The following is a 25,584-nucleotide window of genomic DNA, read 5'->3' on the forward strand; positions in this document are numbered from 1 at the left end:
GACCTTCATGAGATTTCCTGCACGGCCGGCCACGCTTCCCCCGCAGCTGCCCGAGTGGGACCCCGCCTGGTCCCGAATCGTCGAGGCGAGAACCTCCGACGGGACGCATGCGTTCCATGTGCTCGACACGCTGCCCGCCCTGACCGCAGCCGGTGTGGAGCCGGCGGGCACGATCGTCGCCCTCCACGGCAACCCGACCTGGTCGTATCTGTGGCGCAGGCTGGCACAGGCCACCATCGATGCCGCGCAGTCCGGCGGCCGCGCCTGGCGGCTCATCGCCCCCGACCAGCTCGAGATGGGCTTCTCCGAACGGCTCGCCCACTCCTCGATGCCGGCCCCGAAATCCGCAGAGGTCCGTCGCATCGCCGATCGCATCAGCGATTTCGATGGGGTCGTCTCCAACCTGTTCGCCGAGGTGGCCGCCACCGGATCCGCCACCCACCCGATCGTGACGATCGGTCACGACTGGGGCGGAGTCCTCTCACTCGGCTGGGCCGCCAGGAACACCGAACTGGTGTCCGCGGCGATCAGCCTCAACACGGCCGTCCACCAGCCCGAGGACGCCCCGGTTCCTGCGCCGCTGCGCGCGACCCTGGCCGGGCCCATGCTGCCTGCGGCCACCGTGCTCACCGACGGCTTCCTGCGCGTCACCCTCGCCTTGGGCGACCTCGACGCCGAAACCAAGGACGCCTTCCACGCCCCGTACCGGAGGGCAGAGGACCGGTGGGCGATCGGCAACTTCGTCGCCGACATCCCCGTCGATGACACTCATGCCTCCGATCCCGAACTCCAGCGCATCGGCCAGGACATCGCTGCCTTCGACAAACCGGCGCTGCTCGTCTGGGGCCCGAAGGATCCGGCGTTCCTCGAACGCTATCTGCGCGACCTGCGCCAGCGCCTGCCCCAGGCCGATGTGCACCGGTTCGAAACGGCCTCCCACCTCGTCAGCGAAGATCACGATGTTCCCGGTCTCGTCCTCGACTGGCTGAGCGCCCAGTTCGATGCGCCCACCACCGCGAACACCCCCACCGAGGCGGCCCCCGCGAAAGGATCGTCCGAGCGGAAGGGCGCGGCCGCCTCGGCGACGGAAGCAGCGTCTGCGCGGTCGGGAACGCCCTCCTCGGCGAGGGGATCGACTTCCGATGTCGCGGATGACTCCGCCACCGGCAACGGATCTGCGGAGGTCCGCGCGGTGACGGCGATCCTCGATGCCCGCCGTGACGACGAGGCGCTCGCCTCGGTCGACTTCGCGCAGAATCCGGCGCAGCAGATCACCTGGCACCACCTGTGGCACGTGACGACGTCGATCGCGAACGGACTGCTCGACCTCGGCGTGAAGCCCGGGGACCGGGTGTCCATGCTTGTGCCTCCGGGAAACAATCTCACCGCTGCCCTCTATGCGTGCCTGAAGATCGGCGCGGTCGCCGTCGTCGCCGATGCCGGACTCGGCCCGAAGGGAATGACTCGGGCGATCACCTCGGCCGATCCGCAGTGGATCATCGGCGAGCTGCCCGGACTCGCTCTGGCCCGCGCCTTCGGCTGGCCCGGCCGGCGGATCTCCGTGCGTCGGCTCGGACCCGTGCGCTCGCGCGTGTTCAAGGCAGAGACGAGCCTGACGGAACTCTCCCGCACCCCGCACCGGGCCGAGCTGCCGACCCCGTCACCGGATGCCGACGCGGCGATCCTCTTCACCTCCGGGTCGACAGGACCCGCGAAGGGCGTGCGCTATACGCATGCGGACATCTCCGCGCTGGCGGCCGTACTGACCAGGACCTTCAACGTCACCGAAGGCACTGGGCTGGTTGCCGGGTTCCCACCGTTCGCCCTGTTGGGACCGGCCATCGGAGCCACCTCGGTGACACCGGACATGTCGGTGACGAAACCGAAGACGCTCACGGCCACTGCGATCGCCGATGCGATCATCGCCGGACGGGCCACCATGGTCTTCGCCTCCCCGGCCGCATACACGAATGTCGCCGCGACCGCCGGCGAGCTCGATGACCGGCAGCGGGAAGCGTGTGCCGGGGTCGAACTCGTGCTCTCGGCGGGTGCGCCCGTGCCCCTGGAGCTCATGGATGCCATTGCCGAGGTGTTCCCGAACGCGTCCATCCACTCCCCCTACGGCATGACCGAGGGTCTCCTGCTCACCGACATCGACCGTGACGGCGTGGCCGCCGCCGATGCCACCGGTGGTCTCGGGGTCTGCGTGGGGCAGCCGATCGACGGCGTCGAACTCGCTCTGGCCCCCATCGATGAGTCGGGACGTTCGGCCGATGAGCTGCTGCAGGGCGCGACCGCGCAGGGCCGCCTCGGCGAATTCGTCGTCAGTGCCGCCCATATCAAGTCCGGCTACGACAATCTGTGGCACACGACTGCGGATTCGGCCCGTGATGATCTGCGTGGTCTGACCTGGCACCGCACGAACGACATCGGCCACATCGATGAGAACGGTCGGGTGTGGCTCGAGGGACGTCTGCAGCATGTCGTCACGACGCCGTGCGGACCGGTCGGGCCCGGAGGCCTTGAAGCGCTCATCGACGCCGATGTGCAGGTCAGCCGCAGCTCCGTCGTCGGCATCGGTCCGGTCGGCACCCAGGCGCTTGTGGCCGTGCTCGATGCCGAGGGCACCTCGCTGTCTCCCGGTCTCGCGCCCTTGGACCTGACGGCGCGCCTGCGGGAGAAGGTCGCCGAGGCGGTCGGCCATGATCTGACCGCTGTGCTCGTGGCGCCCGAGTTCCCCACCGACATCCGCCACAATTCGAAGATCGACCGCTCCCGCCTCGCCGCCTGGGCCGGCAGCGTCCTGGCCGGTGGGCCGGTGCGGGGAAGCGTCTAGAGGCATCGCCGATATCTGCGCCACCCCCGAATCTGCGTCGTCCCCATTCACGAGGAGCTGAAGTGAGAATCACCGTCACCGGAGCCTCCGGGCTGCTCGGTTCGTCCGTCGCCCGTGCGCTCGTCACCGCCGGTCACGAGGTCACGACCCTGCAGCGCCGTCCCTCAGGGGTCGACGGTGCCGTCGATGTCATCGGTTCGGTGACCGATGCGGCTGCCGTCGATCAGGCCGTCACCGGCGCCGAGGCGGTCGTGCACTTGGCCGCGAAGGTGTCCATGATGGGCGATCCCAAGGAATTCGAGGCCGTGAACATCGGCGGCACCCGCACCCTCGTCGACGCTGCTCGGGCCGCCGGCGTACAGCGGCTGGTCCATATCTCCTCGCCGTCGGTGGCGCATACCGGTGAGTCGATCATCGGCGACGGTGCCGAACCGGCGTCTCCCGAGTTCGCGCGCGGCGAGTATGCGCGGACGAAGGGGGCCGGTGAGCGGATTGCTCTGGGCGCGGACTCGTCCGACTTCCGGGTGCTCGTCCTGCGTCCGCACCTCATGTGGGGTCCCGGTGATGCCCAGCTCACTGAACGGGTCATCGACCGTGCGCGATCGGGACGGATGCCGATGCTCGGTTCGGGAGCGGCGCTGGTCGACACTCTGTTCGTCGACAATGCAGTGGAGGCGATCGTCACGGCGGTGACCGCAGTCGATTCCACCCATGGTGAGGCATTGGTGGTGACGAACGGCCAGCCTCGGCCGATCGGTGAGCTGATGTCACGCATCGCGATCGCCGGCGGTGCGGCGGAGCCGAAGCTTCGCATTCCGGTGGCGCCGGCGCTGGCAGCAGGGTCTGTGGTCGAAAAGGTGTGGGAGCTCGGAGAGCATGACGACGAACCGCCGTTGACGAGGTTCCTCGCTGAACAGCTGTCGACCGCGCATTGGTTCGATCAGCGGCGGACGCAGGAAGTCCTCGGGTGGACTCCCCGCGTCAGCATCGAAGAGGGCCTGCAGATCCTCGCCGCGCACTACGCCTGAGGGTGTGCCGGCTCAGAGCCGGTACTGGTTGTTCTCCTCGGCCGACGGTTCCTCCCGTTCAGGAGACTGGTCGTCCGCGGTTTCGTCTTCGGCAAGCTCTTCCTCGGCCGAGTCCGCCGACTCCTTGGCCTCGTCCGGCATCTTGCCGGAGAGCGCGTCGGCTGACATCCCCGGTTCACCGATCGGCGGTTCCTCGAGCGAGGAGCCGCTGGCGGATTCGTCGAATTCCCCCGGGGCGAGCGTCGCCGGGTCTTCGGCCGGTCCTTCGAGTTCGGGGTCGGACGCCGAGGCGGACCCGCTGTCACTGACATCGTCCTTATTCAGCGACGGAGCCGCGGACATGTCGTCGTTCTTCGTATCGGGTGCACCGGCCTGTGGGGCGCTGGTGGGCTGAGCCGGGAACGACGGCGGAATCGGCGGAGGCGGCGGCAGTTCGGGCGAATCCTCTGGGTGCGCGGCAGGCTTTTCAGCGGGCAGATCCGGTTCATCCTTGACAGCGGCTGTGCCGGCGGTTTCGGTGTCACCGACGCGGGTGCTTCCCGCTTCGGTGTCTGCGCCGCTGGCGTCGGCGGCTTCGGAGCCACCGGACGGTGCGGAGGCGGATGGCTGCGCGGAGGCGACGGGCGCTGCCGACTGCGCGGGCTTCACCACCACTGCGGGCTTCGCAGAATCGGTGGGTCGCTCCCCGTCCGTCGAGGCCTCGTCGCCTTCGGTTCCGTCCGACTCCAGGGACGAGTCCTTCTCACTGTTCTGTTCAGCTGCGTGCTCGGCCGCGTCGGTCTCAGACGCCTCGTCCGACCCAGCGGTCGTCGCCTCGTTCGGCGCAGCGGTCGCCGCACCGTCGGCTGCGGCGCTGGTCTCAGCAGATTCCTCGCCCTCGGTCGTCTCCGCGGCCTCAGCCACGTCCGAGCCTTCAGCCGTCGCACTGCCGGCGGACTCGCTTGAAGTCGGAACCGCTTCGGTGGGTGTCGACTGAGCCGATGCGCCCTCAGTGGAAGCCTCCTCGGCGGACCCAACCGACGGGGCCGCCTCGGACGATCGGGCGGTCGAGCCCGGCAGGGCGCCGTCGATGCCTTCGAGGCTCACTCCCGCCTCGGCGGCGAGTCGGGCACGTCGTTCGGCACGGGCCTTCGCCCGCTCGTCTTCGCTCTTCTGCGCCTTCGCCTTGGCCTTCGCCGATTCGCCCTTCGGCTGGGTCGGGCGCACGGCCTCCCAGATGAGCAGGACGACGAGCATGGTCAGCCCGACGATGAGGCCCATGAGGATCGAACCCCACGGTCGTGCCATCGCGAAGAAGTCGAAGATGGCGTTCAAACCGAACATGACGGCGAGGCCGAGGATCAGTGCAACCAGGAATCTCATATCCCCATTGTGCCCTCTCCTGGTCCGAGTGCAGGGAAATGGGTCCACTTTCGTGCCGGTGGCTATCCCCGAGGATGTGCCCCACCTCGGCACGCAACTGTGCCATGAGTCACAATAGGAGCATGAACACCACCATCGAGAACTCCGCTGAAAGCTACGACGACATCGTGGCCCGCATCGCCGAGGACGCGCACGGTTTCTGGCTCGAGCAGGCCAAGAACCACATCGACTGGGTCACCGAGCCGACGAAGGCCGTCGACGATTCGAATGCGCCGATCTATCGCTGGTTCCCCGACGGCGAGCTCAACGTCTGCTATAACGCGCTCGACCGACATGTCGCGAACGGCCGCGGCGACCAGGCAGCCATCATCTACGATTCGCCGGTCACAGGCACCGTCCGTTCGATCACCTACGCCGCGCTTCTCGACGAGGTCTCCCGCTTCGCTCGGGCTCTGGCGGACAGAGGGGTGACCAAGGGCGATCGCGTCGTCATCTACATGCCGATGATCCCCGAGGCAGCCGTGGCCATGCTCGCGTGCGCCCGCCTCGGCGCGATCCACTCGGTCGTCTTCGGCGGCTTCGCCCCGAACGAGCTCGCCGTGCGCATCGACGACACCGCCCCGAAAGCCGTCATCTCCACTTCCTGCGGAGTCGAGAAGAGCCGAGTCCTCGAATACAAGCCGATGCTCGATGAGGCCATCGAGATCGCTGAGAACAAACCTGACTTCACCGTCATCGTCCAACGCGACGAGCATCGCTGCGAACTCGGCGAGAACGACCTCGACTACGCCGAACTGCTCGCCCAGACGCCCGAGGGCATCGACCCGGTGACCGTGAAAGCCACCGACGAGCTCTACGTCCTCTACACCTCGGGCACTACCGGCAAACCGAAGGGAATCGTCCGCGACTCGGGCGGATATGCGGTGGCCGGAGCCTTCTCGATGCCGACCGTCTTCGGCCTCCACCCGGGCGACACGATGTTCACAGCCTCCGACGTCGGGTGGGTCGTCGGGCACACATACATCATCTACGCACCCCTGCTGGCCGGCGTCACCTCGGTGCTCTACGAGGGCAAACCCGTGGGCACACCCGATGCCGGAGCCTTCTTCCGCGCCATCGAGCAGCACAAGGTCAACGTCCACTTCACCGCCCCGACCGCCATGCGCGTGGTGCGCAAGGAGGACCCGAACGGCGAGCTGATGAAGAAGTACGATCTGTCGAGTCTGCGTGCGGAATTCCTCGCCGGCGAGCGCCTCGATCCTGACACGTATGAGTGGACGACGAAGATCCTCGCCGAGGCGACCGGACGCGACGTCCCCGTCGTCGACAACTGGTGGCAGACGGAGACCGGCTGGCCGATCACGGCGAATCCGCTGGGACTGACCCGGTTCCCGCTCAAGGCGGGGTCCTCGACGAAGCCGAATCCCGGCTTCCACGTCGAGGTCGTCGACCCCGGCGGTCAGCCCGTTCGCGCTGGGGAGGAAGGACTCATCGTCATCCGGCTGCCGCTGCCTCCGGGCACCATGGCCACGGTGTGGGGTGACGACGAGCGGTTCATCTCCTCTTACCTCGCTGCCTTCGACGGCTATTACCTCACCGGCGATTCCGGCTATCTCGATGAGGATGGGTACGTCTTCGTCATGGGTCGCACCGACGATGTCATCAACGTCGCCGGGCACCGCCTGTCCACCGGCATCATCGAGGCGGTCGTCGCCTCCCACCCGGCCGTGGCCGAGGCCGCTGTCATCGGCGCCCACGATGACATGAAGGGACAGATCCCACGTGCGCTGGTCGTACTCGGGGATTCCGCCGCGGCGGCCGACCCGGACACCGTCATCAACGAACTCGTGGCGCTCGTCCGCAAAGAGATCGGGCCGGTCGCCGCATTCAAACGGGTCGACATCGTCGCGGGTCTGCCGAAGACCCGGTCGGGCAAGATCCTGCGCAAGACGATGCGCCAGATCGCCGATGGCGTCGACGATCCGGCAGTGCCGTCGACGATCGAGGATCGCAGCGTGCTCGATGACATCGGGGCGGTGCTCTCCCGCGGCTGAGCGGTCAGCGGCCCGTACCGTCGCATGACCGCTGCTCCGGCAAAAGTGCCGTGGACACACCTGGGCACCGTGCCGGGAGTCTCGGCGCACAGACGCAGACGCGGCCGCCGGCGGAGAGCACTCCACCGGCGGAGCCGCTTACGAGTTGCGTCCCTTTTCGAAGCCCGCGGCGAATCCGCGTTCGAAGGCCTCTTGGACCTCCTGCTCGCGGCTGCGGCGCTCATCGGCCCAGCCGAAGGGGTCGAATCCTCGTCGGCCCGGGCCGAAGCCGGGACCGAAGCTCGGGCCGAACCCCCGCCGTCCGCGGCCTCCCCCGCGGCGCCGGTCGCGGTCGCCGTTCCCACCGCGGGGTCCATGAGCCTTGCGACGGTCAGGGCCGCCTCGGTGATCGTCATGGTCGTGGGGGTGTTCGCGGTCGTGCGGTCCGTCATGGCGGTCCGAGTCGTCTCCGCAGCGGTCGGAACCGAAGTTGTCGACGATCTTCGACAGCGAGGCCTTGAGGTTCTCGAACTCTTCGGAGGTGAGCACCTCTTCGACGCGGTCGCCGACTCCGTCGCGCATATCCCGGAAGCGCTGGCGCAGCTCTTCGGGATCGATGTTCTTCGATGGTCCCCATCCACCTCGGCCACGCGGCGGACCGTAGGTCACAGGCTCTTCCGGGTAGGCGGCACCGTCGGCGACGACCTCATCGGAATCCCAGCGGCGACGCCCTCGCCGCATACGTCCGAATTCGCGGGGGTCGAATCCGGAGTCGGCGGCGGCCGCACGGAATTCGCGACGCAGCACGTGGCTGAACTCGCGCAGCAGCTGCGGCAGATCGGCCTCGGTGTCATCGCCCTTGCCGTCGCCGGATTCGGCGTCGTTCACGGGCTCAGTGCGTGCGGCCGAATCATTCTCTGTCGCCTCGGCCTTGTCCGCTTCGCCGGATCGGTCGCGATCGGCCTCGGGGCGCGATGCATCGCCGGCAGCAGTGTTCTCGTCGGTATTCGGCGAGTCCTTCCGGTCATCGGCACCTGCTGCACCGGCTCCTCCGGTCGGGGTGGTGAAGTCGTCGTTGTCGTCATTGAAGTCATTGTGTGCAGTCATGTCATCTCCTCAGTTGTCATCTGACATGTATATGCAGAATGACATGCAATTCGATTGCATGTCAAGTGGCATGTAAAATCGAATCATGAGCACGAACGATGACATTCAGGCGATCGCCGAGGCGCTCACCCGCCTGCAGTGGCGGCGCGGGCCCGGCGGTCCGCGCGGATTCGGCCCCTTCGGCGGGTTCGGAGAGCACGGCGGCCCTGGCCAGCGCGGGGGCTCTGGTGAACGCGGTGGATTCGGAGACCGTGGTGGATTCGGCGGCGGCCGGAACTCAGACGACTTCCCCTTCGGCGGCAAGCGTCATCCCGGTGGACCGTTCGCCGCACACGGCCGTGGGCGTGCGCTCATCCGTCTGCTCGTCTCACTCGTCCAGGCGGGCACGGCGCTGGGAGTCAGCGCACTCGGCGATGCGATCGGCGTCGATCAGCCGCGAGCGTCCAGGCTCGTATCCCAAGGCGTCGAGCTCGGCCTACTGCGTCGCGAGGCAGACCCGGATGATGCCCGGCGAACCCTCATCGCGCTGACGGACAAGGGCCGCGCGATCACCAACAGATTCCGCGGCGCCCAGCGTGACAACGTCGATCAGGCATTGAGCACATTCACCGAGGACGAACGGGCACAGCTGGCATCGCTGCTCACGCGCCTCGCCGACGCCTGGCCGAAGTGAGCGCCGCTATCCGTCTGTTCTGACCGGACTGCTGTCCCGGCGGAACGGGCTCTCGGATGCGGTAAGCAGTCAGGCCTCGGCCGCGGCTGTCAGCCAGGCGCCTGATCTCAGCCTTTCGGCGAGCTGCTTGAGTCTCTTGAGCGAGGCGAGCAGATTCGCCGCGGTCGTCGACTGCGCCCGCGACAGACGCTTCGGATCGCGCAGCTCGGTCCAGTCATAGGTGTGACGAACCAGGACCGTATCGTCCCCGGTCGGTTCGATGTCCCACACCCACTTCTGACCGAACGGCTCTCCACCCACTTCGGAGGGCTTCCAGGCGATGCGCCTGCCCTCGGCGAAGTCGACGATGTGGTTCTCCCGGTCCACGCCCTTGGTCAGAGTCGCGATGAACGAGCCCCCGGCCCCCTGCACTCGCTGGCCCTCGACGGCCGAGCCGAGGTTGTCGTTGCCGTCCCATTCCGGCTGTAGCTGCGGGTCGGCGATGAGTTCGAAGACCGCCTCGGCGGGAGCTGAGATCTCGATCTCGGCAGTGACGACCTTGAGGACCGGGTCGATCGAATCGAACACGGAAGCATCGGGGGTCTGCTCGGTCATGGAGTCCTGCCTTCGTGCGTGGTCCAACCTCGTCGTCAAGCTGAAGTGCGGAGTGCGGAGTGGATCGGACACGGTCAGAATACACGGACCCGCCGCCCCGTTCCTCGCGGGCGGGAACCCGCCGCGTCAGTCCTCGAGGGCGGGAACCCGCCGCGTCAGTCCTCGAGGGCGCGGTCCTGTCGTTCGGCACGCAGAGCTGCCGTGCTGAACCGGGTGAACATTCGGGAGGAGTCGCTCGACAGCGCCAGCAGCACCGCCACCTGCATGGCGATGGTCGTCAGCGCATACATGTTCGTCGCCAGGTCGCGGTCTCCGGTGAAGTAGTTCGTCATCGACACGATCACGGAGATCGTCGAGAGTGTGAGGATCCACAGCCTGGCCCGGTTGCTGCCGCGGAACACCGACGTCGAGGCGATGACCTGCAGACACCCGATGAGGAGGCTGACGCCGACGAGGACTCCAGCGACGATGCGCGTGGCCGTGTCGTCGCTGATGGCTGCGATGTCCGAGCTGTAGCCGACGACTTCGGAGCGCAGTCCGTTCCAATCGAGGAGCATACTGATCACATCCCACGCTTGGAAGAGCAGCAGGACGAGCACGAGGGCAGCCCCGACGACGGTCTGCAGCGGGCGCTGTCGCCACAGCGTCTTCGTGACTTCGGACACGCTGCGTGAATCAGAGTAGATGCGGGTGGCGTCGAGCGCCAGCTCCAGGCGTTCGGGGTGATCGGCCTCGTCGGCGACCACCTCGGTGACGTCGACGATCGGCAGGTGCCCGTCGGTGATGATCGCATCGCCGCCGCCGTTGCGGGAATGGTATCCGGTGGAGAAGTCCTTGATCCGATCGACCGCGATCACTTCATTGGCACGGGTGACTGTGTCGACGATATGGTCTCGTTCGACGTCGGTGTTCTCTTCGATCTTGTGGGTCAGCTGGAGGGTGAACAGGGAGATGCCGACGGCTTTGTCATAGGTACCGGCGGCCAGCCAATCGGCCTGATGTCCGCCGGGCAGCAGCCATCCGCGCGGGCATTTCCAGAACCGCACATGGTGGCGCTGGCCCGGGTCTCCGTCGACTTCCTGCTGGTAGGCGAAGTCCTGACGGCGGCCGAACAGCAGCAGCGGGGACACCGGAGCCTGCGGGTAGCTGCGCTTCGTCACCGTCGACCGGATGATCTCCCACGTCGATGCGGGAGTGATGCTGTCGGCGAGGATCCATCCGGCTTCGCGCATCGCATGGTGGATCTGCGCTTCCTCACCGCGCCAGGCGAGATTGACCGGATCGCCGAGCAGACCGTCAGAGGTGCGAGTGCGGCCAATGAAGTAGTTCGGCACATAGATCTGGGACAGGATGCGGTGCAGCCGGGGCAGAGCCAGGTACGACACGACTCCCCAGAATACGAGCAGCGTGAGCACCTGCCACCAGCCGAGGCTGAATCCCTTGAGCAGGATGAGCAGCGCCAGCCAAGTCGAGGCAGCGCCGGCGAACAGGAAGAACAGGTAGTCGAGCACCCCGGTGGGCGTGAAGTGGTGTCGCCGATAGACGAACGGCTGCCTCAGCCGCCGCTTCTGCCCGACCGCCGCACCGGCCGCATCCGTTCCGTCCGTCGTCCCGCCCGTTGTCATGAGGGCCAGTTTAGTGATCAGTGCTCAGCCGCCGGAATGAGGAAGACCCGACATCCCTTCGCCGAGGCGGTCGGAACGCGGATTCCCGTCTTCCCCTCACCGAGGCGGCCGGAACGCGGATTCCCGTCTTCCCCTCACCGAGGCGGCCCGACCGGAATCGGTCAGGTTCGTCCCTTGCTCGATGTCTGCTCCCGTCGGCGGCGACCGAGTGCGGCGAGAGCGGTGGCTGCGAGCTCCGGGCTGTCGTCGTCGCTGAGCTCGGCAATGAGGTCACCGCTGCGGTCGCCGGACATCTCGAGGAGGACCTGGAGCACTCGGAACCGTATCTGCGGATCGTTCGAGTCCGCTTGTCGGTGCAGTTCGGTGAGTACCCGTTCGCCGATGTCGGCAGTCGGTCCGGTCGCGTCGACGATGAAGCCGAGTGTCTCGGCGGCCTCGATGTCCTTCGGTCCATTCATTGCCATGTCGAGCAGCACGGGTACAGCTTTCTCATCACCTGAGCGGCCGAGGGTGAGTGCGGCGATGCTGCGGATATCAGGGTCGACATCGTCGAGTCCCTTGTCCAGCGCCTGCCGGATCATCGAAATCGAGCGTGAGTCGAGTTTCTCATCAGGTGTGGTCCTGCGGATCTCGTCGAGGGCCAGCAGTGCATTGCGACGCACTTGGGCAGATGCGTCGTCCATTCCGACCACCACATGGGGCACGGCCTCGGCACTGGCCTGGGCGAGCGCCCACCGCATGGCCCCGGCCGCGTTGAGCACGGTCTCCTGCAGGACTGCCTGCGACAGGGCCTCGATCGGCATTCCTCCGTCGACTCCGCTGCCGAGTGCGGCCTTGTGCCGTTGGATGGCATCGCCGGATTCGAGAGAGCGCATGAGATCGATGGTGTACAGGAGAGACTCGCCGTCGGCTCGACCGAGCCGAGCGACGGACTGGAGGTGGTCGAGCAGACGCTGCTCGGCCGCGATCCGCTCACGTGCCTGGTCGATGAGGTCCCCGAGCACTGTGCCGGGGTCGAAGTCCGGCTCGGACAACACCCGACCGACTTCGGTCAGAGACATCCCGAGTTTGCGCAGACCCTCGATGTGGAAGATGCGCCCGATATCGGCATCGGAGTACTCCCGGTAGCCGGCAGGCGTCCGCTGGCTGGGCGAGACGAGGCCCAATGATTCGTAGTGGCGCAGCATGCGTGCGCTCACGCCGGAGCGCCGGGCCACTTCGCCGATGAGCATTGTCACCTCTTCTCTGCTGTCAGCCACTCTATGCCGCAATCGCGGCGCTCCGGGTGCATTGTTCCGAAGTTCACCGATGCCTGGGACCTTTCGGACATCGCTCAACGGTCGCAGGCGGACTTCGCACAGGTGCTGGAACAGCGCCCTGAAGGAAGGGATCCGAGACCTCGGCCGTGTGTCGGCGGGCTTGCCCCACCCGTCGGCACACGCACGATCGGACCTTCCCTGTGCCGATCTAGACCGTGGTCTCGGACCCCAGTGCGACCACCCGCTTGGCTGCGTCCAAGACGTGGGCGAAGCCGGCATCCGGGTCATCGAACATGTCCCGGGTCGCCATGGCGTGAGCCCGCACTGTGTCGTCCTCTGCGTGAAGCCTCTCATCGACCACTGACACGAGATCCTCGCCGAGGGCCACAATCGCTCGGCTGAGGCTCTTCTGCATCTCGAGATCCCCTCGCCCCAACTGCGCCACCAGGGCGGATGCCAGCTCATCACGATCTTCACCGGGCACAAGGGCAACGGCGGCTCTCCACGCGCTGCGGGCCACCTCGGTGTCGGCATGGGCGATGAGGGCGTTGCCGATCCGGGCCGGGTCCATGGCCGGCCAGGCGCGGACGTCACCGATCTTCGACAGGGTGTGCAGGGATTGGCTGATCGCCTGCGGCAGCGGCGAGTCGAGTTCGGCGACGAGGCGGGCAACGGTGTCGTCGGCGGGCAGTCGAGTGAGCGCCCAGGTGAGCATGTCGCGGACGAAGAAGTCCGGTTCGATGCGGCACCGGGCGATGAGCACGTCGAGGTCACGGGGCTCGGCCCGGGTGCCGATAGCCATCGCCGCTTGCAGGCGCTGGTGGCTGTTGAGTGGATGTGTCATGGTCTCCACCTCCTTGTCACTCAGTGAAGACCCTGACATCGTGTCAAGGTCAAGCAGATCAGACTGAACTCATTCCCACCCCTGGAGCGGAGCCTCGAATGGACAAGATCGATTTCAAGAGATCGCTGCCGAGTTTCTGCGCGAAGCAGGGGCGATTCGACCTCATCGAGGTGCCGGAATCGCAGTACCTCATGATCGATGGCCCCGGGGACTCGAACACCTCGCCGGATTTCGCATCGGCGCTGACGGGCCTCTATCCGCTCGCCTATGGGTGCCGACGATGCTGCTCGCCCGTCCTACCAGGGACTCAGCCGCGGCCCGAGACTCAGCCTCCGCTCGTCCAACCTCCGGACACCGGAGCAGTGGTGCTCGGACCGGGGCCGCCGTCCGAGTCGGAATCGGAGGATGAGGATCCGATCGACGAGGAGTCCGAGGTCGGCGATGAACCTGTCGACGACGATTCCGAAGACAGAAAGATGACGGCGACGAGGATGCCGGCAACGGTCAGGATGCCGAGAGCGACGAAGGAGAAGACCACAATGAGGCAGGTCATCAGAGGTGGGCGGTTGTTGCGCCGAACGATTCTCACCATGGTTCAAGCCTAAGCTGTGCGGGGTCATCCGAAACCGGTCCGCACTCGGCTCCGCTCGCCCCCTCACCGCCACTCGGCCGTGACCTTCCTGTGATAAGAACCTCGGCGTTGCCTCATGCAGTCTTAAGTTTGTTGCATTATCGTTATATTCATGCCTCGTCTGACATCATCTCGCAAGGGCCGCCGGTCCGTGCTCACTGGTGCCCTCATCGGGCTCGGGGCTGCAGTGATGGCACTGGTCGTGGGCGCCGTCATCATCCTCAATTCCCCCATTTCGTTCGGGTCCACGAAGATCAGGCAGATGCAGATGGCTTCGGTCAACCAGCTCAGTCAGCAGCAGATCGACAATGCTCGGCTCATCATCGGCGTCGGCCGCGGCGGCAACTTCGACGACCATGCGATCAGGATCGCCCTGATGACGGCGCTGCAGGAGTCTTCGCTGCGCAATCTGGATTCCGGCGATCGTGATTCGGTGGGCCTGTTCCAGCAGCGTCCTTCACAGGGCTGGGGCGAGCCCCATCAGCTCACCGATCCCATCTACGCGGCCAAGGCGTTCTATGGGATCAACCCCGAGGTCGAGAACCCCGGCCTCAATCAGATCGACGGCTGGGATTCGATGTCGCCGACCGAAGCCGCACAGTCCGTGCAGCGCTCAGCATTGCCAGATGCCTATGGGCAGTGGGAGTCCTTGGCCCATGACCTCCTCGGATCGCAGGCCGACGTCGAAGCCCTCGACTGAGGCGCGGGCAGCTCCGACCGCCCGAACCCCGCGACAGCCACGACCACTCCACAGTGCCGGATATCGCACGACCACCCCGGTTGTCCGGTAATCTGCACTCATGGCTTCCGTTCCCGATTCCGTTCCCGTCAATGACGACGTCGAGCAGCTCCTGCTCAATCCCGAGGACCATCTCGAAGCCATCACCGAGACTGCCGACCTCTTCAAGGCACTTGCCACACCCTCCCGGCTGAAGATGCTGCTCGTCCTCACCCACGGCGAGGCCACTGTCACCCACATCGTCGAGGCGACCGGACTGTCCCAGCCGCTGGTGTCCCAGCACCTGAAGTTCCTCCGCGGACTCCACCTCGTCGGAGTGAATCGGATCGGCCGCGAAGCCTACTATTCGCTCAAGGACGACCACGTCGCCCACATCATCGTCGACGCCATCGCCCACACGATCGAGGCCCACGAACACTGAGTTCCACCCGGGGCGCTGCTTCCGCAGCGATTCCTTCGCCGAGACGGCCCACCGTTCCCAGCCCACAGCAGCGAATCTCTGGCCGAGGCGGCCCACCGTTCCCAGCCCACAGCAGCGAATCCCTCGCCGAGGCAGCCCACCCCTACCGACGGCGCCGACGTGTCAAAGCCTCGGGTCCTCCACCGACGACCCAGACGATGAGGGCCACGAGGACGGCGCCGATCCACTGGCCCGCCTGCAGCCGCTCCCCGGCAACGAGGGATCCGAGCACCACTGCGGACAGCGGTTGGAGCAGCATGAGCGCCGCGGTCATCGGCACCGGCACCAGCGGGCTGGAGATGCTCAGCAGCACCCACGACAGCGCCTGACCGCATACGGCCAGGGCGATCATCCAGCCCCAACCGGCCCAGCCGAGGTCGAAGTCGAGTCCGCCGAGGGTCAGCCCGGCGACCGCGGTCATCATCCCGGCGGCAATCGTGCCCACCTGGACCGGGGCGACGACGAAGTCTCCGGCGACCTTCCGGCTGTGGTGGATGCCGAAGATGTAGACGCCGTAGAGCACACCGGACAGGACCCCGAAGATCGCTCCCCGCATCGGATTCGCTGCCGTCTCGTCGGCGCCGAACACTCCCCCGGTCAGCAGCATGCCGATGATCATGATCGGCACACAGCAGATGAACAGCCATCCCGGCCGGGACCCGCCGAACACCCACACCAGCGCCGGGAACACGATGACCTGCACGCTGATGAGGACCGTGGACACGCCCAGACCGGCGTCGAGCACGCTCTGCGCCCACAGCACATAGTCGATTCCGAGCGCCGCTCCGGAGACCGCGGCGATGAGGATCGCCTTCGGCGGGAAACGGCCGTGCCGGCGCAGCTCGAGCACCGCCAACGGGGCGAGCACAATGACCGCTATCCAACACCGCAGGAAGGCAGCGGTGGGAGCGGTAGCCTCGGCGAGGATGACGAACAATCCGGCCGATCCGAGCAGGACGGCGGCCAGGATGATGCCGAGAACCGGCAAGGACTTTGGCGTTGGAGGCGGCCCTCCCGACGGCACATCCTCGGCGCTCATCGGATATCCTTGTCGGAACTCATCTCACGACGTTCGGGGCTCAGCCCATGAAGTCGAGGATGCGGTCGATGGCTTCGGCCGTGCGGTCCGCTCCGACGGCCAGCGACAGGCGCACCGAACGGGGGCCGTCTACGGAGTCGAAGTCGTCACCGGGGGCGAGCGCGACGCCGGTGGCGTCGAGCACCTGCGCGCACCACTGGCCGGCGGTGGCGAGTCCTGCGCGGTCGAGGATGTCGTCGACTCTCGCGTACATGTAGAAGGCGCCGTCGGGTGGGGCCATCTCGCCGAAGCCGAGGTCGGCAACGGCACCCAGCACATGTTCGCGTGCACCGGCGAACGAAGCCACTGCGGCCTCGCATTCGGCATAGGACTCGTCCGTGAAAGCCGCGACCGCCGCGTACTGCGCCGGAACCGGGGCGCACAGGGAGAGGTTGCCGGTGACGTTCTGGGCCGGGGCGACGAGCGCTTCGGGCAGGATCGCCCAGCCGAGGCGCCAACCGGTCATGCCCCAGTATTTGGAGAACGAGGAGATGACGATCGCATTGTCGTCGTGGGCGAGTGCGCATTCTCCGCGGGTGCCGATGTAGCTGATGCCGTGGTAGATCTCGTCGGAGATCACCTGCACCCCGTTGTCCCGGCACCACTCGACGAGGCGGCCGAGCGCCTCGGGGCCGATCATCGTGCCGGTCGGGTTCGCAGGCGAGGCGAGCATGAGCCCCTTGAGCGGGGCCTTCGCATGGGCGGCGGCCAAGAGGTCGACGGTGGGCTGGAACCCTTCGTCGGCACCGCAGTCGAGTTCGACGACCTCGCAGCCGAGTGCCGCGAGGATGTTCTTGTACGCGCCGTAGCCGGGTCGGGCCAGGGCCACCCGGTCGCCGACGTCGAAACAGGTGAGGAACGTCGTCTGGAAGGCGCCGGAGGATCCGGTCGTCACGGCGATGCGGTCGGGTGCGATGTCGAGTCCGTACCAGTCGCGGTAGTGGGAGGCGATGGCTTCGCGCAGTTCGGGGATGCCGAAGATCGGCGAGTATCCGAGTCCGGTGCCGTCGGTCATGACCTCGGCGGCACGGGCGAGCACGGGGCTGGGCGCGCCCTGGGTCGGTTCGCCCAGACACATGGCGATCGTGTCGCGACCGGCGCGCTGCATCTGCCCGACGGTGGCGACGATGCCCATCGCGGCGAACGGTTTGACGAGCCCGGACCGGGCAGAGGCAGCCGGGATGTTTTTGGCGGAGGCGGCCGGACCGGACACGGCGTTGGCACGGGTGGTGGGGTCCGCCTCGGCGGGGGTGGATGAGGTCATCGGTTCACTTCTTCTCACGCGGGAGGCGGCCGAGGGTGTAGAACTCCGGGTTCGGGAGCATTCCGGAGATGTGGGCCATGCGGTTGGACAGGCCGAAGAAGCCGGTGATCGCGGCGATGTCCCAGGCGTCTTCGGCGTCGAATCCGTGGTCGGCAAGCCTCTGGTGGTCGGCGTCGCCCACGGCCCATGGTTCCTCGCAGACCTTGACGGCGAAGTCGATCATGGCCATCTGACGTGGGCTGATATCAGCCTGTCGGTAGTTCGTGGCGACGACATCGGCGATGAGCGCGTCTTTCTGGAAGATCCGCAGCATCGCTCCGTGCGCGACGACGCAGTAGAGGCAGTGATTGATCGCCGAGGTGGCCACGACGATCATCTCCCGATCGGCCTTGGTCAGGTTCCCCGTCTCCTTCTCCATGAGCGCGTCATAGTAGGCGAAGAAAGCGCGGAATTCGTCCGGCCGGCGGGCCAGGGCGAGAAAGACATTGGGCACGAAGCCCGACTTCTCGGCGACTTCGAGGATCTGGGCGCGGATGTCATCGTCGACGTTGTCGATGTCAGCAAGTGGGTATCGCATATCACTCATGCTAGCCCGGGTGGATCGGTTCAAGTCGAGCCATCTCAGGGCGATACAGTGAAGACGTCAGGTCCGTCCCAGCTTCCACTCGATTCCACCGGAGCCGCTCGCGTATCGAAGGAGATCACCATGACCGCAGACAATGCAGCAGACACCGGTTCGACCGGCGAGGTCCAGCTCGACAACGGCGTGTTCCGAGTGACGAAGTGGACGATCCGCCCCGACGGCGTCATCCCGATGCACAAGCACGAGTACGAATACGTCGTCGTGCCGATGGTCACGGACACGATGCTCGTACGCAATTCGGACGGCACCGAGATCCGCGCCGAACTCGAGGCCGGAGTCTCCTACACGCGTCCGGCAGGATCGGAACACGAGGTCTCGAACCCCGGAGGCAGCGCCGACGTCGTCTTCGTCGAGGTCGAGAGCCTCTGAACGAAGTCGTTCATCAAGCACGTTCCCTGTGGGTGGATCCACCTCGAATTCTGCTGCGATATCGGTGTGGATCCACCCACAGGAGACAATCCAGCTCGAGGCACACCACCCGAGCGCCTCAGAGGCGACGAGAAATCAGCCTCAGCGGGTAGGGATCTCCCAGGTGTGGACGGGCTTCCCTTTCGTCTGGTTCGCGAGGTAGGCGTCCATCATCGCCGTGATGCCCTCGGCGCGTTCGGGTGAGTCCTGGCGGCTGCCGGGCGCGAGGGACTCGAGGGCCTTCAGCTGCCAGGTTGCACCGTTGACACGGCTTTCGGCACGACCTTCGATGATCGACATGTATTCGTCGATGACGTCCTCGTCGATGTTCAGTCGTGAGAGTCCGCGCCTGGCCTGCGGTGCGAGCACATCTGTCACGAGGTCGGCCACGCCGATGCGTCCGATCTTCGGCCAGGTCACCCGGGCCTCGATTCCGTCTTTGGCGCAGGCGTTGAAGTTCTCCTCCGCCTCGGCGAACGACATCCGCGACCACACGGGACGGTTCTCCCCGACAAGGAACTCGGCCAGTCCGTAGTAGAAGGCGGCGTCGGCGACCATGTCGACCGGTGTCGGACCGGCCGGGAGCAGTCGGTTCTCGACCCGGATGTGCGCGCCTCCGTCTCCGGAGTTGTAGATGGGGCGGTTCCAGCGCCACACCGTGCCGTTGTGCAGATTGAGTTCGAAGAGCTTCGGTGCATCGGCGGCACGGAATTCGACGAAGTCCTTGATCTCGGGCAGCAGCGGCGGGAAGTAGCGGACGTTCTCCTCGAAGAGGTCGAAGACGCTGGTGATCCACCGTTCGCCGAACCATACGCGGGGACGCACACCTTGGTTGACGAGTTCGGGCGTGCGGGTGTCGATGGACTGCGCGAAGATCGGGATTCGGGATTCGTGCCACAGCTTGCGGCCGACGAACAGCGGTGAGTTCGCGGCCATCGCCACTTGCGCCCCGGCGATCGCCTGCGAGGCGTTCCACGCGTCGGCGAACCGGTTCGGCGCCACCTGCAGGTGCAGCTGCATCGACGTGCAGGAGGATTCCGGAGCGATATCGGCGAACTCCGTCTTGTACCGCTCTTCACGACCGAGTTCGATGCGGACGTACTCGCCGCGGGCGTCGATGACCGAGTTGCTCAGCGCCTCGTAGCGGTTCTCCTCGGTCATCCACTTCTCGTCGGTGAGGAATTCGGTGGTCAGGGTCGGCAGGGTGCCGATCGACACCACCTTGAGTCCGTCCTCCTCGGCGGCCTTCTGCGCTTTCTCCAAGCGGTGGGCGACACCGGCCTCCAGGGTCTTCAGCCCCCGCCCGGCAACCTGAAGCACGGGATGGTTGAGCTCGAGGTTGAAGCCGCCGATCTCGGACTGGTACTCGTCATCGAGGCGATCGAGCACCTCCTTGTTGCGCAGGCTCGGCTGATTGCCCTCGCCGACGAGGTTGAGCTCGAGCTCGAGCCCGATCGTGCCCGCCGATTTGAAATCCGCATGACGAAGGTAGGTATCGAAGAGCTCGAGGTTCTCCGCGAGCTTCTCCCGATACAGTGTGCGTTCCTCCGGCGTGTACCGCTTCGAGCTGACTGCCTCACCCATAGGACTAGCAAACCACAGACAGCGGGGTTTGTGCGCGGCCGCCGTCCACAGGCACCATCCGGACACCTGCGATGCCGGCAACCGACCTTCCGTAGACTCGCCCTATGACTACCACCACTTCACCCACGTCCCAGCCTGCCGACTTCGTCGAAGAGGCGAAGCGACGCCTGCCCGACATGCTCGCCGACATCGAACGGGTCATCTCCATCGAGACCCCCTCACATGACCAGGCGGCCGTGGCCGCAGGAGCACGGGACTTCGCCGCGCTCCTGGGGGACCGCCTCGGCGCCGAGGCGGAACTGCTCGAGGTCGACGGCACCGCCCACCTGCGCCTGCGCTTCGGCACCGGGCCCGCACGCGTCGTCCTGCTCAACCACCAGGACACGGTGTGGCCGCACGGCACCCTCGACCGCATCCCGTTCTCCACCGAGGACGGCATCCTCCACGGTCCCGGCAGCTTCGACATGCTCACCGGGGCGATCATGAGCGTGCACGCGACCGCGATGGTGGCCGACCACCTCGGCGAGGGCGGACTGGACGGTCTGTCGATCCTCGTCACCGGTGATGAGGAGATCGGCTCCGTGTCCTCGTCGGACCTCATCCGCGCCGAGGCGGCCGAGGCGAAGGCCGTGTTCGTCATGGAGGCGAGCGCGGGCGGGGCGCTCAAACTCGAGCGCAAGGGGACGAGCAACTACGTGCTGAAGTTCACCGGCAAGGCCTCGCACGCGGGCCTCGAACCGGAGAAGGGCATCAACGCAGGCATGGCCCTAGCCCTGACTCTGCCGTTGGTGGCCGATCTGGCCGACGCCGAGGCGGGGACAACGGTGGTGCCGACCGTGATCAGCGCGGGGACCACGTCGAACACTGTGCCGGCCGAGGCGCGGGTGGACATCGATGTGCGCGCCCGTACTGCGGCTGAGCTCGAACGAGTGGATGCGCAGATCCGTGAGTTGGCCGCGAAGCCGCAGGTGGAGGGCTCGACGACGGAGGTGCTCGGCGGGATCAACCGGCCACCATTCGAACGGGAGCAGTCGGCTGCGCTCTTCGACCGGGCGACGGCCCTTGCGGGCGAACTCGGACTGCCCGCGCCGCAGGGAGTGTCGGTGGGCGGCGCCTCGGATGGGAACTTCACCGCCGGTGACGGCATCGCCACCCTCGACGGTCTGGGCGCCGTCGGTGATGGGGCGCATGCCGAACACGAACACGCCGTCGTCGACGAGATCGCCCCGCGCACCGCGCTGCTGGCTGCTCTCATCGCCGATCAGCTGCAGAGCTGAGGCGGGTCGGGCGGGCTGCCGCAACCCAGTCCCGCTGCCACCACCCAGTCCCGCTGCCAATGCGCCGGGGCCTCCCATACGCAGTTAAGTGTGCGCAGATTGCCAGTTTCGAGCCGAGAATGTGCAATCTGCGCACAGTTAACTGTCGGTAACCGCGGTCAGCTCGGCGGCTAATCGACTGGGTAACCCGCCGCGCGCATCTGATCCGGTGATTTCAGCGTGAACAGCCAGTCGCGCAGCTGCGGATCCGGCCGAATCGTCGTCCGCGTGTACAATCGATCTTCGCCGACGAGGTAGTAGTGGTAGCCATGCTCGCCGAGGTGGCCCACGAGTTCGCGTGGTTTCGCGCGGTCATCGAGGACTTCGCAGAGGATGTCCGGGTGCAGCGCGGCGAGAAAGTCCTGCCCGTGAGCGAATACGTCGTTCTCACCGCCTTCGACATCGATCTTCACCGTCACCCGCGGTGCCTCGCCTCGACCTGAAACGTTCGTGACGTCTTCGCCGGCGTGCGACCGCACATCGCGCCCCGAGGTCTCTTCCAGCACCTCGGGCAGGAGTGCGTCGAGGGAGGTGAAGCGCACCTCGGCGTCGGAATCGAAGTGCATATCGGAGGAGTAGAACGACGGCAGCGCCGATCCCCCGTCCCCGATCGGCACCTTCATCCAGGTGTCGGGGCTGCCGACTCCGGTCGGGTGGACGGTCACGCGACTGTTGAAGCCGTTGCGTTCGACGTTCTTCTCCACGCCCGCGACGACGGCGGGGATGATCTCGAAGACGTGGGCGAGCACATTTTCGTTCGCCGCGAGGACGGCGATGGTGAAGACCCCGGTGTAGGCGCCGATGTCGAGGAAGACATCGGCATCGGCGCTGAGCGCGACCATGAGGTCGAGGGCGAACGCGTCTTCGGGTTCGGTGCGTCGGCCCCTCCCCCAGTAGAACTCCTTGGCGATCTCGCACCGGAAGGGCTCGACGAGGATGAACTCCGCTCCGCCTGCTCTTCCACGGATCTCGGTGAGTTCGATGGGTGCGGGAAGGCGACCGATCTTCAGCCCTCTGATCCGGGGCGCGATCGTTCGCAGCAGCGGGTGGAGCGCCGGTTGTGCGAGAGCGGTTTTGACCGGCAGCTTGAGGCCGAACCAGGACTGTCTGCGCGCGGTGAAAGTGCGCAGGTGATCATTCACGACAGTGGCCCCCTTGCTGACAGGAAGACTTTTGTTCACACTATCAATCGCCGGCCCGCCGCTCCAGGGTTCTTCATTAGGTTCAAGCCGAGGCCCACCCATCAAGCTAGCACCAGGCATGATCAGATTCGACGATGAAGATCCCGACTGTAGACCTGGTAGACCATTGGCGAACCGTCAAGGTGCCGGTCGGTCCTGGATCGATACGTGCCCATGAATTCGAATCCCAGTCTGCTCACAACGCCGATCGAAGCCGTGTTTCCTGCCTCGATCCGTGCGATCGCGCGCGACCCGAGTTCCACGGCTGCGATGAATTCGCAGATGATTTCTACCGCGGCAGTCGCAATTCCTCGGCGGCGCGCCCAAGGATGGATTGAGTATGACACGTTGACATCGCCTTTTGCAGGCAAGTCAGCGAGGTCCGGATCGCACTCAATATAGCCAGCCAAACGTTCTTCCGCCCAAACCCCGAATCCTCTGGCACCGAGTCCGCTGGACGCGTTGTTCGCCAATCGTTCGAAGTGTTGACGGGTTGACTCCTCGGTGCCATACTCGCCAGTCAACCAGCGAACTGTCTCGGCATCCTCGCCGAGGTTATGGGCCACTATGTCGGCTGGCGTCAGTGCTTTCAACTTGATCATGGGATGGATTTCCTCGTATTCAGATGCCCTGATCGTCTCCGGGTTCGGACCAGGGGTCAAGGATTACGTCTGCGGCCACGGGCAGTACAGATCATCTCCGGGCGATCGACTGACATAAGGTGGAAGCGAAGACCCATCCGCCCGTTGCGAAGCAGGAGCCCGGCATATGAAGCTCAAGTCAGTCACCCTCCACCAAGTCTCGATTCCTCTCGTCACCCCGTTCGAGACCTCGTTCATGCGGGAGACGGAGAAGGACTGCTACCTCGTCGAGGCTGTCTTCGACACCCCGCAGGGTGAGATCACCGGGTGGGGAGAGTCCGTGGCGATGATCTCCCCGCTCTACTCCTCCGAGTATGTGGCCGCCGGCATCGATGTCACTCGCCGCTGGTTGGCACCGCTGCTCTTCGACGTCGAAAATCTCACTGCGGAGACCGTCGGCTGGCACCTGCGTCACGTCATCGGCCACCCGATGGCGAAGTCGGCTCTGGAGATGGCCGTCATCGAGGCTCAGCTCAAGCTCAACAACCAGTCATTCAAGGACTACCTCGGCGGAGTGGTCGACTCCGTGCCTTCAGGAGTTTCGGTGGGCATTCAGGATTCCGTCGAGGAGACCGTCAAGGTCATCGGCGGCTACCTCGAAGAGGGCTACGCCCGGATCAAGTTGAAGATCAAACCCGGCAAGGACATCGCCCCGGTGGCCGCGGTGCGCAAGGCCTTCGGCGACGATTTCGGCTTCCAGGTCGACGCGAACGCCGCCTATACGCTGGTCGACGCCGCACACCTGCGTCGCCTCGACGAGTATGGTCTCCTGCTCATCGAACAGCCCCTCGGCGAAGCCGATATCCGCCAGCACGCCGAGCTCGCCAAGCTCATGGACACCCCGATGTGCCTCGACGAGTCGATCGTCTCCGCCGAGGCTGCCGCGGACGCGATCATGCTCGGCGCCACCTCGGTGATCAACATCAAACCCGGACGGGTCGGCGGGTTCATCGAGGCGAAGAAGATCCACGACCTCGCCGCTGCCCACGGCGTCGCCGTCTGGCACGGCGGAATGGTCGAAACCGGCCTGGGGCGGGCGGCGAATGCGGCGCTGGCATCACTGCCGGGCTTCACCCTGCCCGGCGACATCTCCGGCTCGAATCGGTTCTTCCACGAGGACATCACCGAGGAGATCGTCATGTACGACGGCAAGGTAGATGTGCCCACCGGCGTCGGCTTCGGCGTCTCCATCGACCCGGCCAAGCTCGAACGCTTCCGCACCGAATCAGTGGAGATCCTGCCCGCCCATTAGGACAAGATTCGCCGAGGCGGCCCTCCCCTCACCGGTCACCGACCGGCTGGGTGGGCCGCCTTTGTGTGCGGGGCCGTCCGGGTGCGCAGTCGCGCGCGGCCCCCGCCTCAGTCGTGGGTGTGGGTCTCCTCGGCAGCGTCCTCTGCCCGGTCGAATTGGAAGGTCGAGTGTTCAATCGCGATCTTGTGATGCTCGGCCAGGCATTCCTGCAGAGCCTTGAGAATGCGCGGGGCGTGCCCATCGTAGAAGCATTCATCGGCGAGCACCACATGCGCAGTGAGCACCGGAAGGTTCGAGTCGATTCGGGTGATGTGGAGGTCGTGAACTTCCCGCACATGCTCGACTGCCTCGAGGTGCTCGCGGACTTTGTCCAGGTCGAGCTCTTTCGGCGCCGCTTCGAGCAGGATCGACCCGGTTTCGCGCAGGATGGCGAACGCCCTGGGGACGATGAGCGCCGCGATGACCAGAGCAGCCACCGCATCGGCGCGCTCCCAACCGAAGAGCCAGATCGCGAGAGCCGCGACGATCACGGCCACCGAGCCGAGCGCATCGGCGATGACCTCGAGGAACGCGGCCTTGAGGTTGAGGGAGTCTCCCTTCGAAGAGCTGAGGATGACGATGGAGACGAGGTTGCCCACAAGGCCGATGGCACCGAAGAGCAGCAGGCCCGGGCCGGGCACCTCCGGCGGGACGAAGAATCTCCGGATGCCTTCGATGAGGCTGTAGACGCCGAGCCCCAGCAGCAAGGTCGCCTGGGCGCCGGCCGCGAGCACTTCCGCCCGGCGGAACCCCCAGGTCTTCTGTCCGCCCGTCGGTTTGCTGACCAAGCTCGCCGCGAAGAGCGCGATGCCGATGCCGATGAGATCGACGGCGTTGTGGCCGGTGTCGATGAGCAGCGCGAGACTGCCCGTGACGACCGAGCCGATGAGCTGAAACACGAAGATCGTCGCGACGATGCCGAAGACGATCCGCAGCTGCCGCCGCGAACCCGAACCATGCGCATGATCGTGAGCCATAGATACCTCC

General features: G+C 66.1%; 23 protein-coding genes. 9 read left to right on the forward strand and 14 right to left on the reverse strand.

What is annotated here, in order from left to right:
* Nucleotides 1–7 precede the first annotated feature (7 nt).
* Together HK353_RS09640 and HK353_RS09645 are read left to right on the forward strand one after the other, a co-directional pair.
* Nucleotides 8–2,836 (forward strand): alpha/beta fold hydrolase, encoded by a 2,829-nt coding sequence (locus tag HK353_RS09640; RefSeq protein ID WP_173155614.1) that lies wholly within the window; start codon nt 8–10, stop codon nt 2,834–2,836.
* Between the two features lie 62 nt (nt 2,837–2,898).
* Nucleotides 2,899–3,864, forward strand: a complete 966-nt coding sequence (locus HK353_RS09645) for an NAD-dependent epimerase/dehydratase family protein (RefSeq protein WP_173155616.1) — start codon at nt 2,899–2,901, stop codon at nt 3,862–3,864.
* 12 nt (nt 3,865–3,876) lie between these two features.
* Here the strand turns inward: HK353_RS09645 and HK353_RS09650 are convergent, their stop codons facing one another.
* The gene (locus HK353_RS09650) at nt 3,877–5,226 is read right to left on the reverse strand and encodes a hypothetical protein (protein WP_173155618.1); all 1,350 of its coding nucleotides are present in this window, start codon (nt 5,224–5,226) and stop codon (nt 3,877–3,879) included.
* 104 nt (nt 5,227–5,330) lie between these two features.
* Between HK353_RS09650 and HK353_RS09655 the strand changes: the two genes are divergently transcribed.
* Nucleotides 5,331–7,280 (forward strand): acetate--CoA ligase, encoded by a 1,950-nt coding sequence (locus HK353_RS09655; RefSeq protein WP_281063470.1) that lies wholly within the window; start codon nt 5,331–5,333, stop codon nt 7,278–7,280.
* Nucleotides 7,281–7,418: 138 nt separating this feature from the next.
* Here HK353_RS09655 and HK353_RS09660 read toward each other — a convergent pair whose 3' ends face one another.
* Entirely contained in the window at nt 7,419–8,366 is a 948-nt protein-coding gene (locus HK353_RS09660) for a hypothetical protein (protein ID WP_173155622.1), read from the reverse strand.
* A gap of 85 nt (nt 8,367–8,451) precedes the next feature.
* Between HK353_RS09660 and HK353_RS17100 the strand changes: the two genes are divergently transcribed.
* Nucleotides 8,452–9,039 carry a MarR family winged helix-turn-helix transcriptional regulator gene (locus tag HK353_RS17100; RefSeq protein WP_245395906.1) on the forward strand — a complete coding sequence of 196 codons (588 nt, stop codon included), beginning with the start codon at nt 8,452–8,454 and terminating at the stop codon, nt 9,037–9,039.
* Between the two features lie 69 nt (nt 9,040–9,108).
* On the opposite strand, the gene HK353_RS09670 is transcribed toward HK353_RS17100, so the two are convergent.
* From HK353_RS09670 to HK353_RS09690, 5 genes are all read right to left on the reverse strand, one after another.
* Nucleotides 9,109–9,633 carry an SRPBCC family protein gene (locus tag HK353_RS09670; RefSeq protein ID WP_173155624.1) on the reverse strand — a complete coding sequence of 175 codons (525 nt, stop codon included), beginning with the start codon at nt 9,631–9,633 and terminating at the stop codon, nt 9,109–9,111.
* A gap of 155 nt (nt 9,634–9,788) precedes the next feature.
* The gene (locus tag HK353_RS09675) at nt 9,789–11,258 is read right to left on the reverse strand and encodes an LssY C-terminal domain-containing protein (protein WP_173155626.1); all 1,470 of its coding nucleotides are present in this window, start codon (nt 11,256–11,258) and stop codon (nt 9,789–9,791) included.
* Nucleotides 11,259–11,419: 161 nt separating this feature from the next.
* Nucleotides 11,420–12,517 carry a MerR family transcriptional regulator gene (locus HK353_RS09680; protein WP_342589875.1) on the reverse strand — a complete coding sequence of 366 codons (1,098 nt, stop codon included), beginning with the start codon at nt 12,515–12,517 and terminating at the stop codon, nt 11,420–11,422.
* 208 nt (nt 12,518–12,725) lie between these two features.
* The gene (locus tag HK353_RS09685) at nt 12,726–13,361 is read right to left on the reverse strand and encodes a HEAT repeat domain-containing protein (RefSeq protein WP_245395907.1); all 636 of its coding nucleotides are present in this window, start codon (nt 13,359–13,361) and stop codon (nt 12,726–12,728) included.
* Nucleotides 13,362–13,686: 325 nt separating this feature from the next.
* Nucleotides 13,687–13,953, reverse strand: coding sequence for a hypothetical protein (locus HK353_RS09690; RefSeq protein WP_173155630.1), 267 nt, complete (start codon nt 13,951–13,953; stop codon nt 13,687–13,689).
* 151 nt (nt 13,954–14,104) lie between these two features.
* Here HK353_RS09690 and HK353_RS09695 point away from each other — a divergent pair, with 151 nt between their 5' ends.
* Entirely contained in the window at nt 14,105–14,692 is a 588-nt protein-coding gene (locus tag HK353_RS09695) for a peptidoglycan-binding protein (protein WP_217278372.1), read from the forward strand.
* Nucleotides 14,693–14,792: 100 nt separating this feature from the next.
* A complete protein-coding gene (locus tag HK353_RS09700) occupies nt 14,793–15,152 on the forward strand; it encodes an ArsR/SmtB family transcription factor (protein ID WP_101546621.1) in 360 nt (119 codons plus the stop codon).
* Between the two features lie 142 nt (nt 15,153–15,294).
* Here the strand turns inward: HK353_RS09700 and HK353_RS09705 are convergent, their stop codons facing one another.
* From HK353_RS09705 to HK353_RS09715, 3 genes are all read right to left on the reverse strand, one after another.
* Nucleotides 15,295–16,230 carry a DMT family transporter gene (locus HK353_RS09705; RefSeq protein ID WP_173155632.1) on the reverse strand — a complete coding sequence of 312 codons (936 nt, stop codon included), beginning with the start codon at nt 16,228–16,230 and terminating at the stop codon, nt 15,295–15,297.
* 40 nt (nt 16,231–16,270) lie between these two features.
* The gene (locus HK353_RS09710; protein WP_245395928.1) at nt 16,271–17,404 is read right to left on the reverse strand and encodes a pyridoxal phosphate-dependent aminotransferase; all 1,134 of its coding nucleotides are present in this window, start codon (nt 17,402–17,404) and stop codon (nt 16,271–16,273) included.
* A 133-nt stretch (nt 17,405–17,537) separates the two neighbouring features.
* Nucleotides 17,538–18,110 carry a peroxidase-related enzyme gene (locus HK353_RS09715; protein WP_217278373.1) on the reverse strand — a complete coding sequence of 191 codons (573 nt, stop codon included), beginning with the start codon at nt 18,108–18,110 and terminating at the stop codon, nt 17,538–17,540.
* 129 nt (nt 18,111–18,239) lie between these two features.
* Here HK353_RS09715 and HK353_RS09720 point away from each other — a divergent pair, with 129 nt between their 5' ends.
* Nucleotides 18,240–18,545, forward strand: coding sequence for a cupin domain-containing protein (locus HK353_RS09720; RefSeq protein WP_173155638.1), 306 nt, complete (start codon nt 18,240–18,242; stop codon nt 18,543–18,545).
* A 141-nt stretch (nt 18,546–18,686) separates the two neighbouring features.
* Here the strand turns inward: HK353_RS09720 and HK353_RS09725 are convergent, their stop codons facing one another.
* Nucleotides 18,687–20,168 carry a glutamate-cysteine ligase family protein gene (locus tag HK353_RS09725; protein ID WP_173155640.1) on the reverse strand — a complete coding sequence of 494 codons (1,482 nt, stop codon included), beginning with the start codon at nt 20,166–20,168 and terminating at the stop codon, nt 18,687–18,689.
* Between the two features lie 104 nt (nt 20,169–20,272).
* Here HK353_RS09725 and HK353_RS09730 point away from each other — a divergent pair, with 104 nt between their 5' ends.
* Nucleotides 20,273–21,445 carry a M20 family metallopeptidase gene (locus HK353_RS09730; RefSeq protein ID WP_173155642.1) on the forward strand — a complete coding sequence of 391 codons (1,173 nt, stop codon included), beginning with the start codon at nt 20,273–20,275 and terminating at the stop codon, nt 21,443–21,445.
* A 170-nt stretch (nt 21,446–21,615) separates the two neighbouring features.
* On the opposite strand, the gene HK353_RS09735 is transcribed toward HK353_RS09730, so the two are convergent.
* Nucleotides 21,616–22,626: an FkbM family methyltransferase gene (locus HK353_RS09735; RefSeq protein ID WP_342589876.1), complete on the reverse strand. Its 1,011-nt coding sequence runs from the start codon at nt 22,624–22,626 to the stop codon at nt 21,616–21,618.
* Nucleotides 22,627–22,748: 122 nt separating this feature from the next.
* Entirely contained in the window at nt 22,749–23,267 is a 519-nt protein-coding gene (locus HK353_RS09740) for a GNAT family N-acetyltransferase (RefSeq protein WP_173155644.1), read from the reverse strand.
* A 166-nt stretch (nt 23,268–23,433) separates the two neighbouring features.
* On the opposite strand from HK353_RS09740, the gene menC reads away from it, so the two are divergent.
* Nucleotides 23,434–24,558, forward strand: a complete 1,125-nt coding sequence (gene menC / locus HK353_RS09745) for an o-succinylbenzoate synthase (protein WP_173155646.1) — start codon at nt 23,434–23,436, stop codon at nt 24,556–24,558.
* Between the two features lie 107 nt (nt 24,559–24,665).
* Here the strand turns inward: menC and HK353_RS09750 are convergent, their stop codons facing one another.
* Nucleotides 24,666–25,574 carry a cation diffusion facilitator family transporter gene (locus HK353_RS09750; protein WP_173155648.1) on the reverse strand — a complete coding sequence of 303 codons (909 nt, stop codon included), beginning with the start codon at nt 25,572–25,574 and terminating at the stop codon, nt 24,666–24,668.
* Nucleotides 25,575–25,584 lie beyond the last annotated feature (10 nt).

It is taken from the genome of Brevibacterium permense, assembly GCF_013280495.1.
Classification (GTDB): Bacteria; Actinomycetota; Actinomycetes; order Actinomycetales; family Brevibacteriaceae; genus Brevibacterium; species Brevibacterium permense.

Bases quoted from the DNA above. Each gene is read 5' to 3' on its own strand.
- HK353_RS09640 (WP_173155614.1), top strand. From the start codon at position 8: ATGAGATTTCCTGCACGGCCGGCCACGCTTCCCCCGCAGCTGCCCGAG.
- HK353_RS09650 (WP_173155618.1), bottom strand. From the start codon at position 5,226: ATGAGATTCCTGGTTGCACTGATCCTCGGCCTCGCCGTCATGTTCGGT.
- HK353_RS09655 (WP_281063470.1), top strand. From the start codon at position 5,331: ATGAGTCACAATAGGAGCATGAACACCACCATCGAGAACTCCGCTGAA.
- HK353_RS09660 (WP_173155622.1), bottom strand. From the start codon at position 8,366: ATGACTGCACACAATGACTTCAATGACGACAACGACGACTTCACCACC.
- HK353_RS17100 (WP_245395906.1), top strand. From the start codon at position 8,452: ATGAGCACGAACGATGACATTCAGGCGATCGCCGAGGCGCTCACCCGC.
- HK353_RS09670 (WP_173155624.1), bottom strand. From the start codon at position 9,633: ATGACCGAGCAGACCCCCGATGCTTCCGTGTTCGATTCGATCGACCCG.
- HK353_RS09675 (WP_173155626.1), bottom strand. From the start codon at position 11,258: ATGACAACGGGCGGGACGACGGACGGAACGGATGCGGCCGGTGCGGCG.
- HK353_RS09685 (WP_245395907.1), bottom strand. From the start codon at position 13,361: ATGACACATCCACTCAACAGCCACCAGCGCCTGCAAGCGGCGATGGCT.
- HK353_RS09690 (WP_173155630.1), bottom strand. From the start codon at position 13,953: ATGGTGAGAATCGTTCGGCGCAACAACCGCCCACCTCTGATGACCTGC.
- HK353_RS09695 (WP_217278372.1), top strand. From the start codon at position 14,105: ATGCCTCGTCTGACATCATCTCGCAAGGGCCGCCGGTCCGTGCTCACT.
- HK353_RS09700 (WP_101546621.1), top strand. From the start codon at position 14,793: ATGGCTTCCGTTCCCGATTCCGTTCCCGTCAATGACGACGTCGAGCAG.
- HK353_RS09705 (WP_173155632.1), bottom strand. From the start codon at position 16,230: ATGAGCGCCGAGGATGTGCCGTCGGGAGGGCCGCCTCCAACGCCAAAG.
- HK353_RS09710 (WP_245395928.1), bottom strand. From the start codon at position 17,404: ATGGGCATCGTCGCCACCGTCGGGCAGATGCAGCGCGCCGGTCGCGAC.
- HK353_RS09715 (WP_217278373.1), bottom strand. From the start codon at position 18,110: ATGCGATACCCACTTGCTGACATCGACAACGTCGACGATGACATCCGC.
- HK353_RS09720 (WP_173155638.1), top strand. From the start codon at position 18,240: ATGACCGCAGACAATGCAGCAGACACCGGTTCGACCGGCGAGGTCCAG.
- HK353_RS09725 (WP_173155640.1), bottom strand. From the start codon at position 20,168: ATGGGTGAGGCAGTCAGCTCGAAGCGGTACACGCCGGAGGAACGCACA.
- HK353_RS09730 (WP_173155642.1), top strand. From the start codon at position 20,273: ATGACTACCACCACTTCACCCACGTCCCAGCCTGCCGACTTCGTCGAA.
- HK353_RS09740 (WP_173155644.1), bottom strand. From the start codon at position 23,267: ATGATCAAGTTGAAAGCACTGACGCCAGCCGACATAGTGGCCCATAAC.
- menC (WP_173155646.1), top strand. From the start codon at position 23,434: ATGAAGCTCAAGTCAGTCACCCTCCACCAAGTCTCGATTCCTCTCGTC.
- HK353_RS09750 (WP_173155648.1), bottom strand. From the start codon at position 25,574: ATGGCTCACGATCATGCGCATGGTTCGGGTTCGCGGCGGCAGCTGCGG.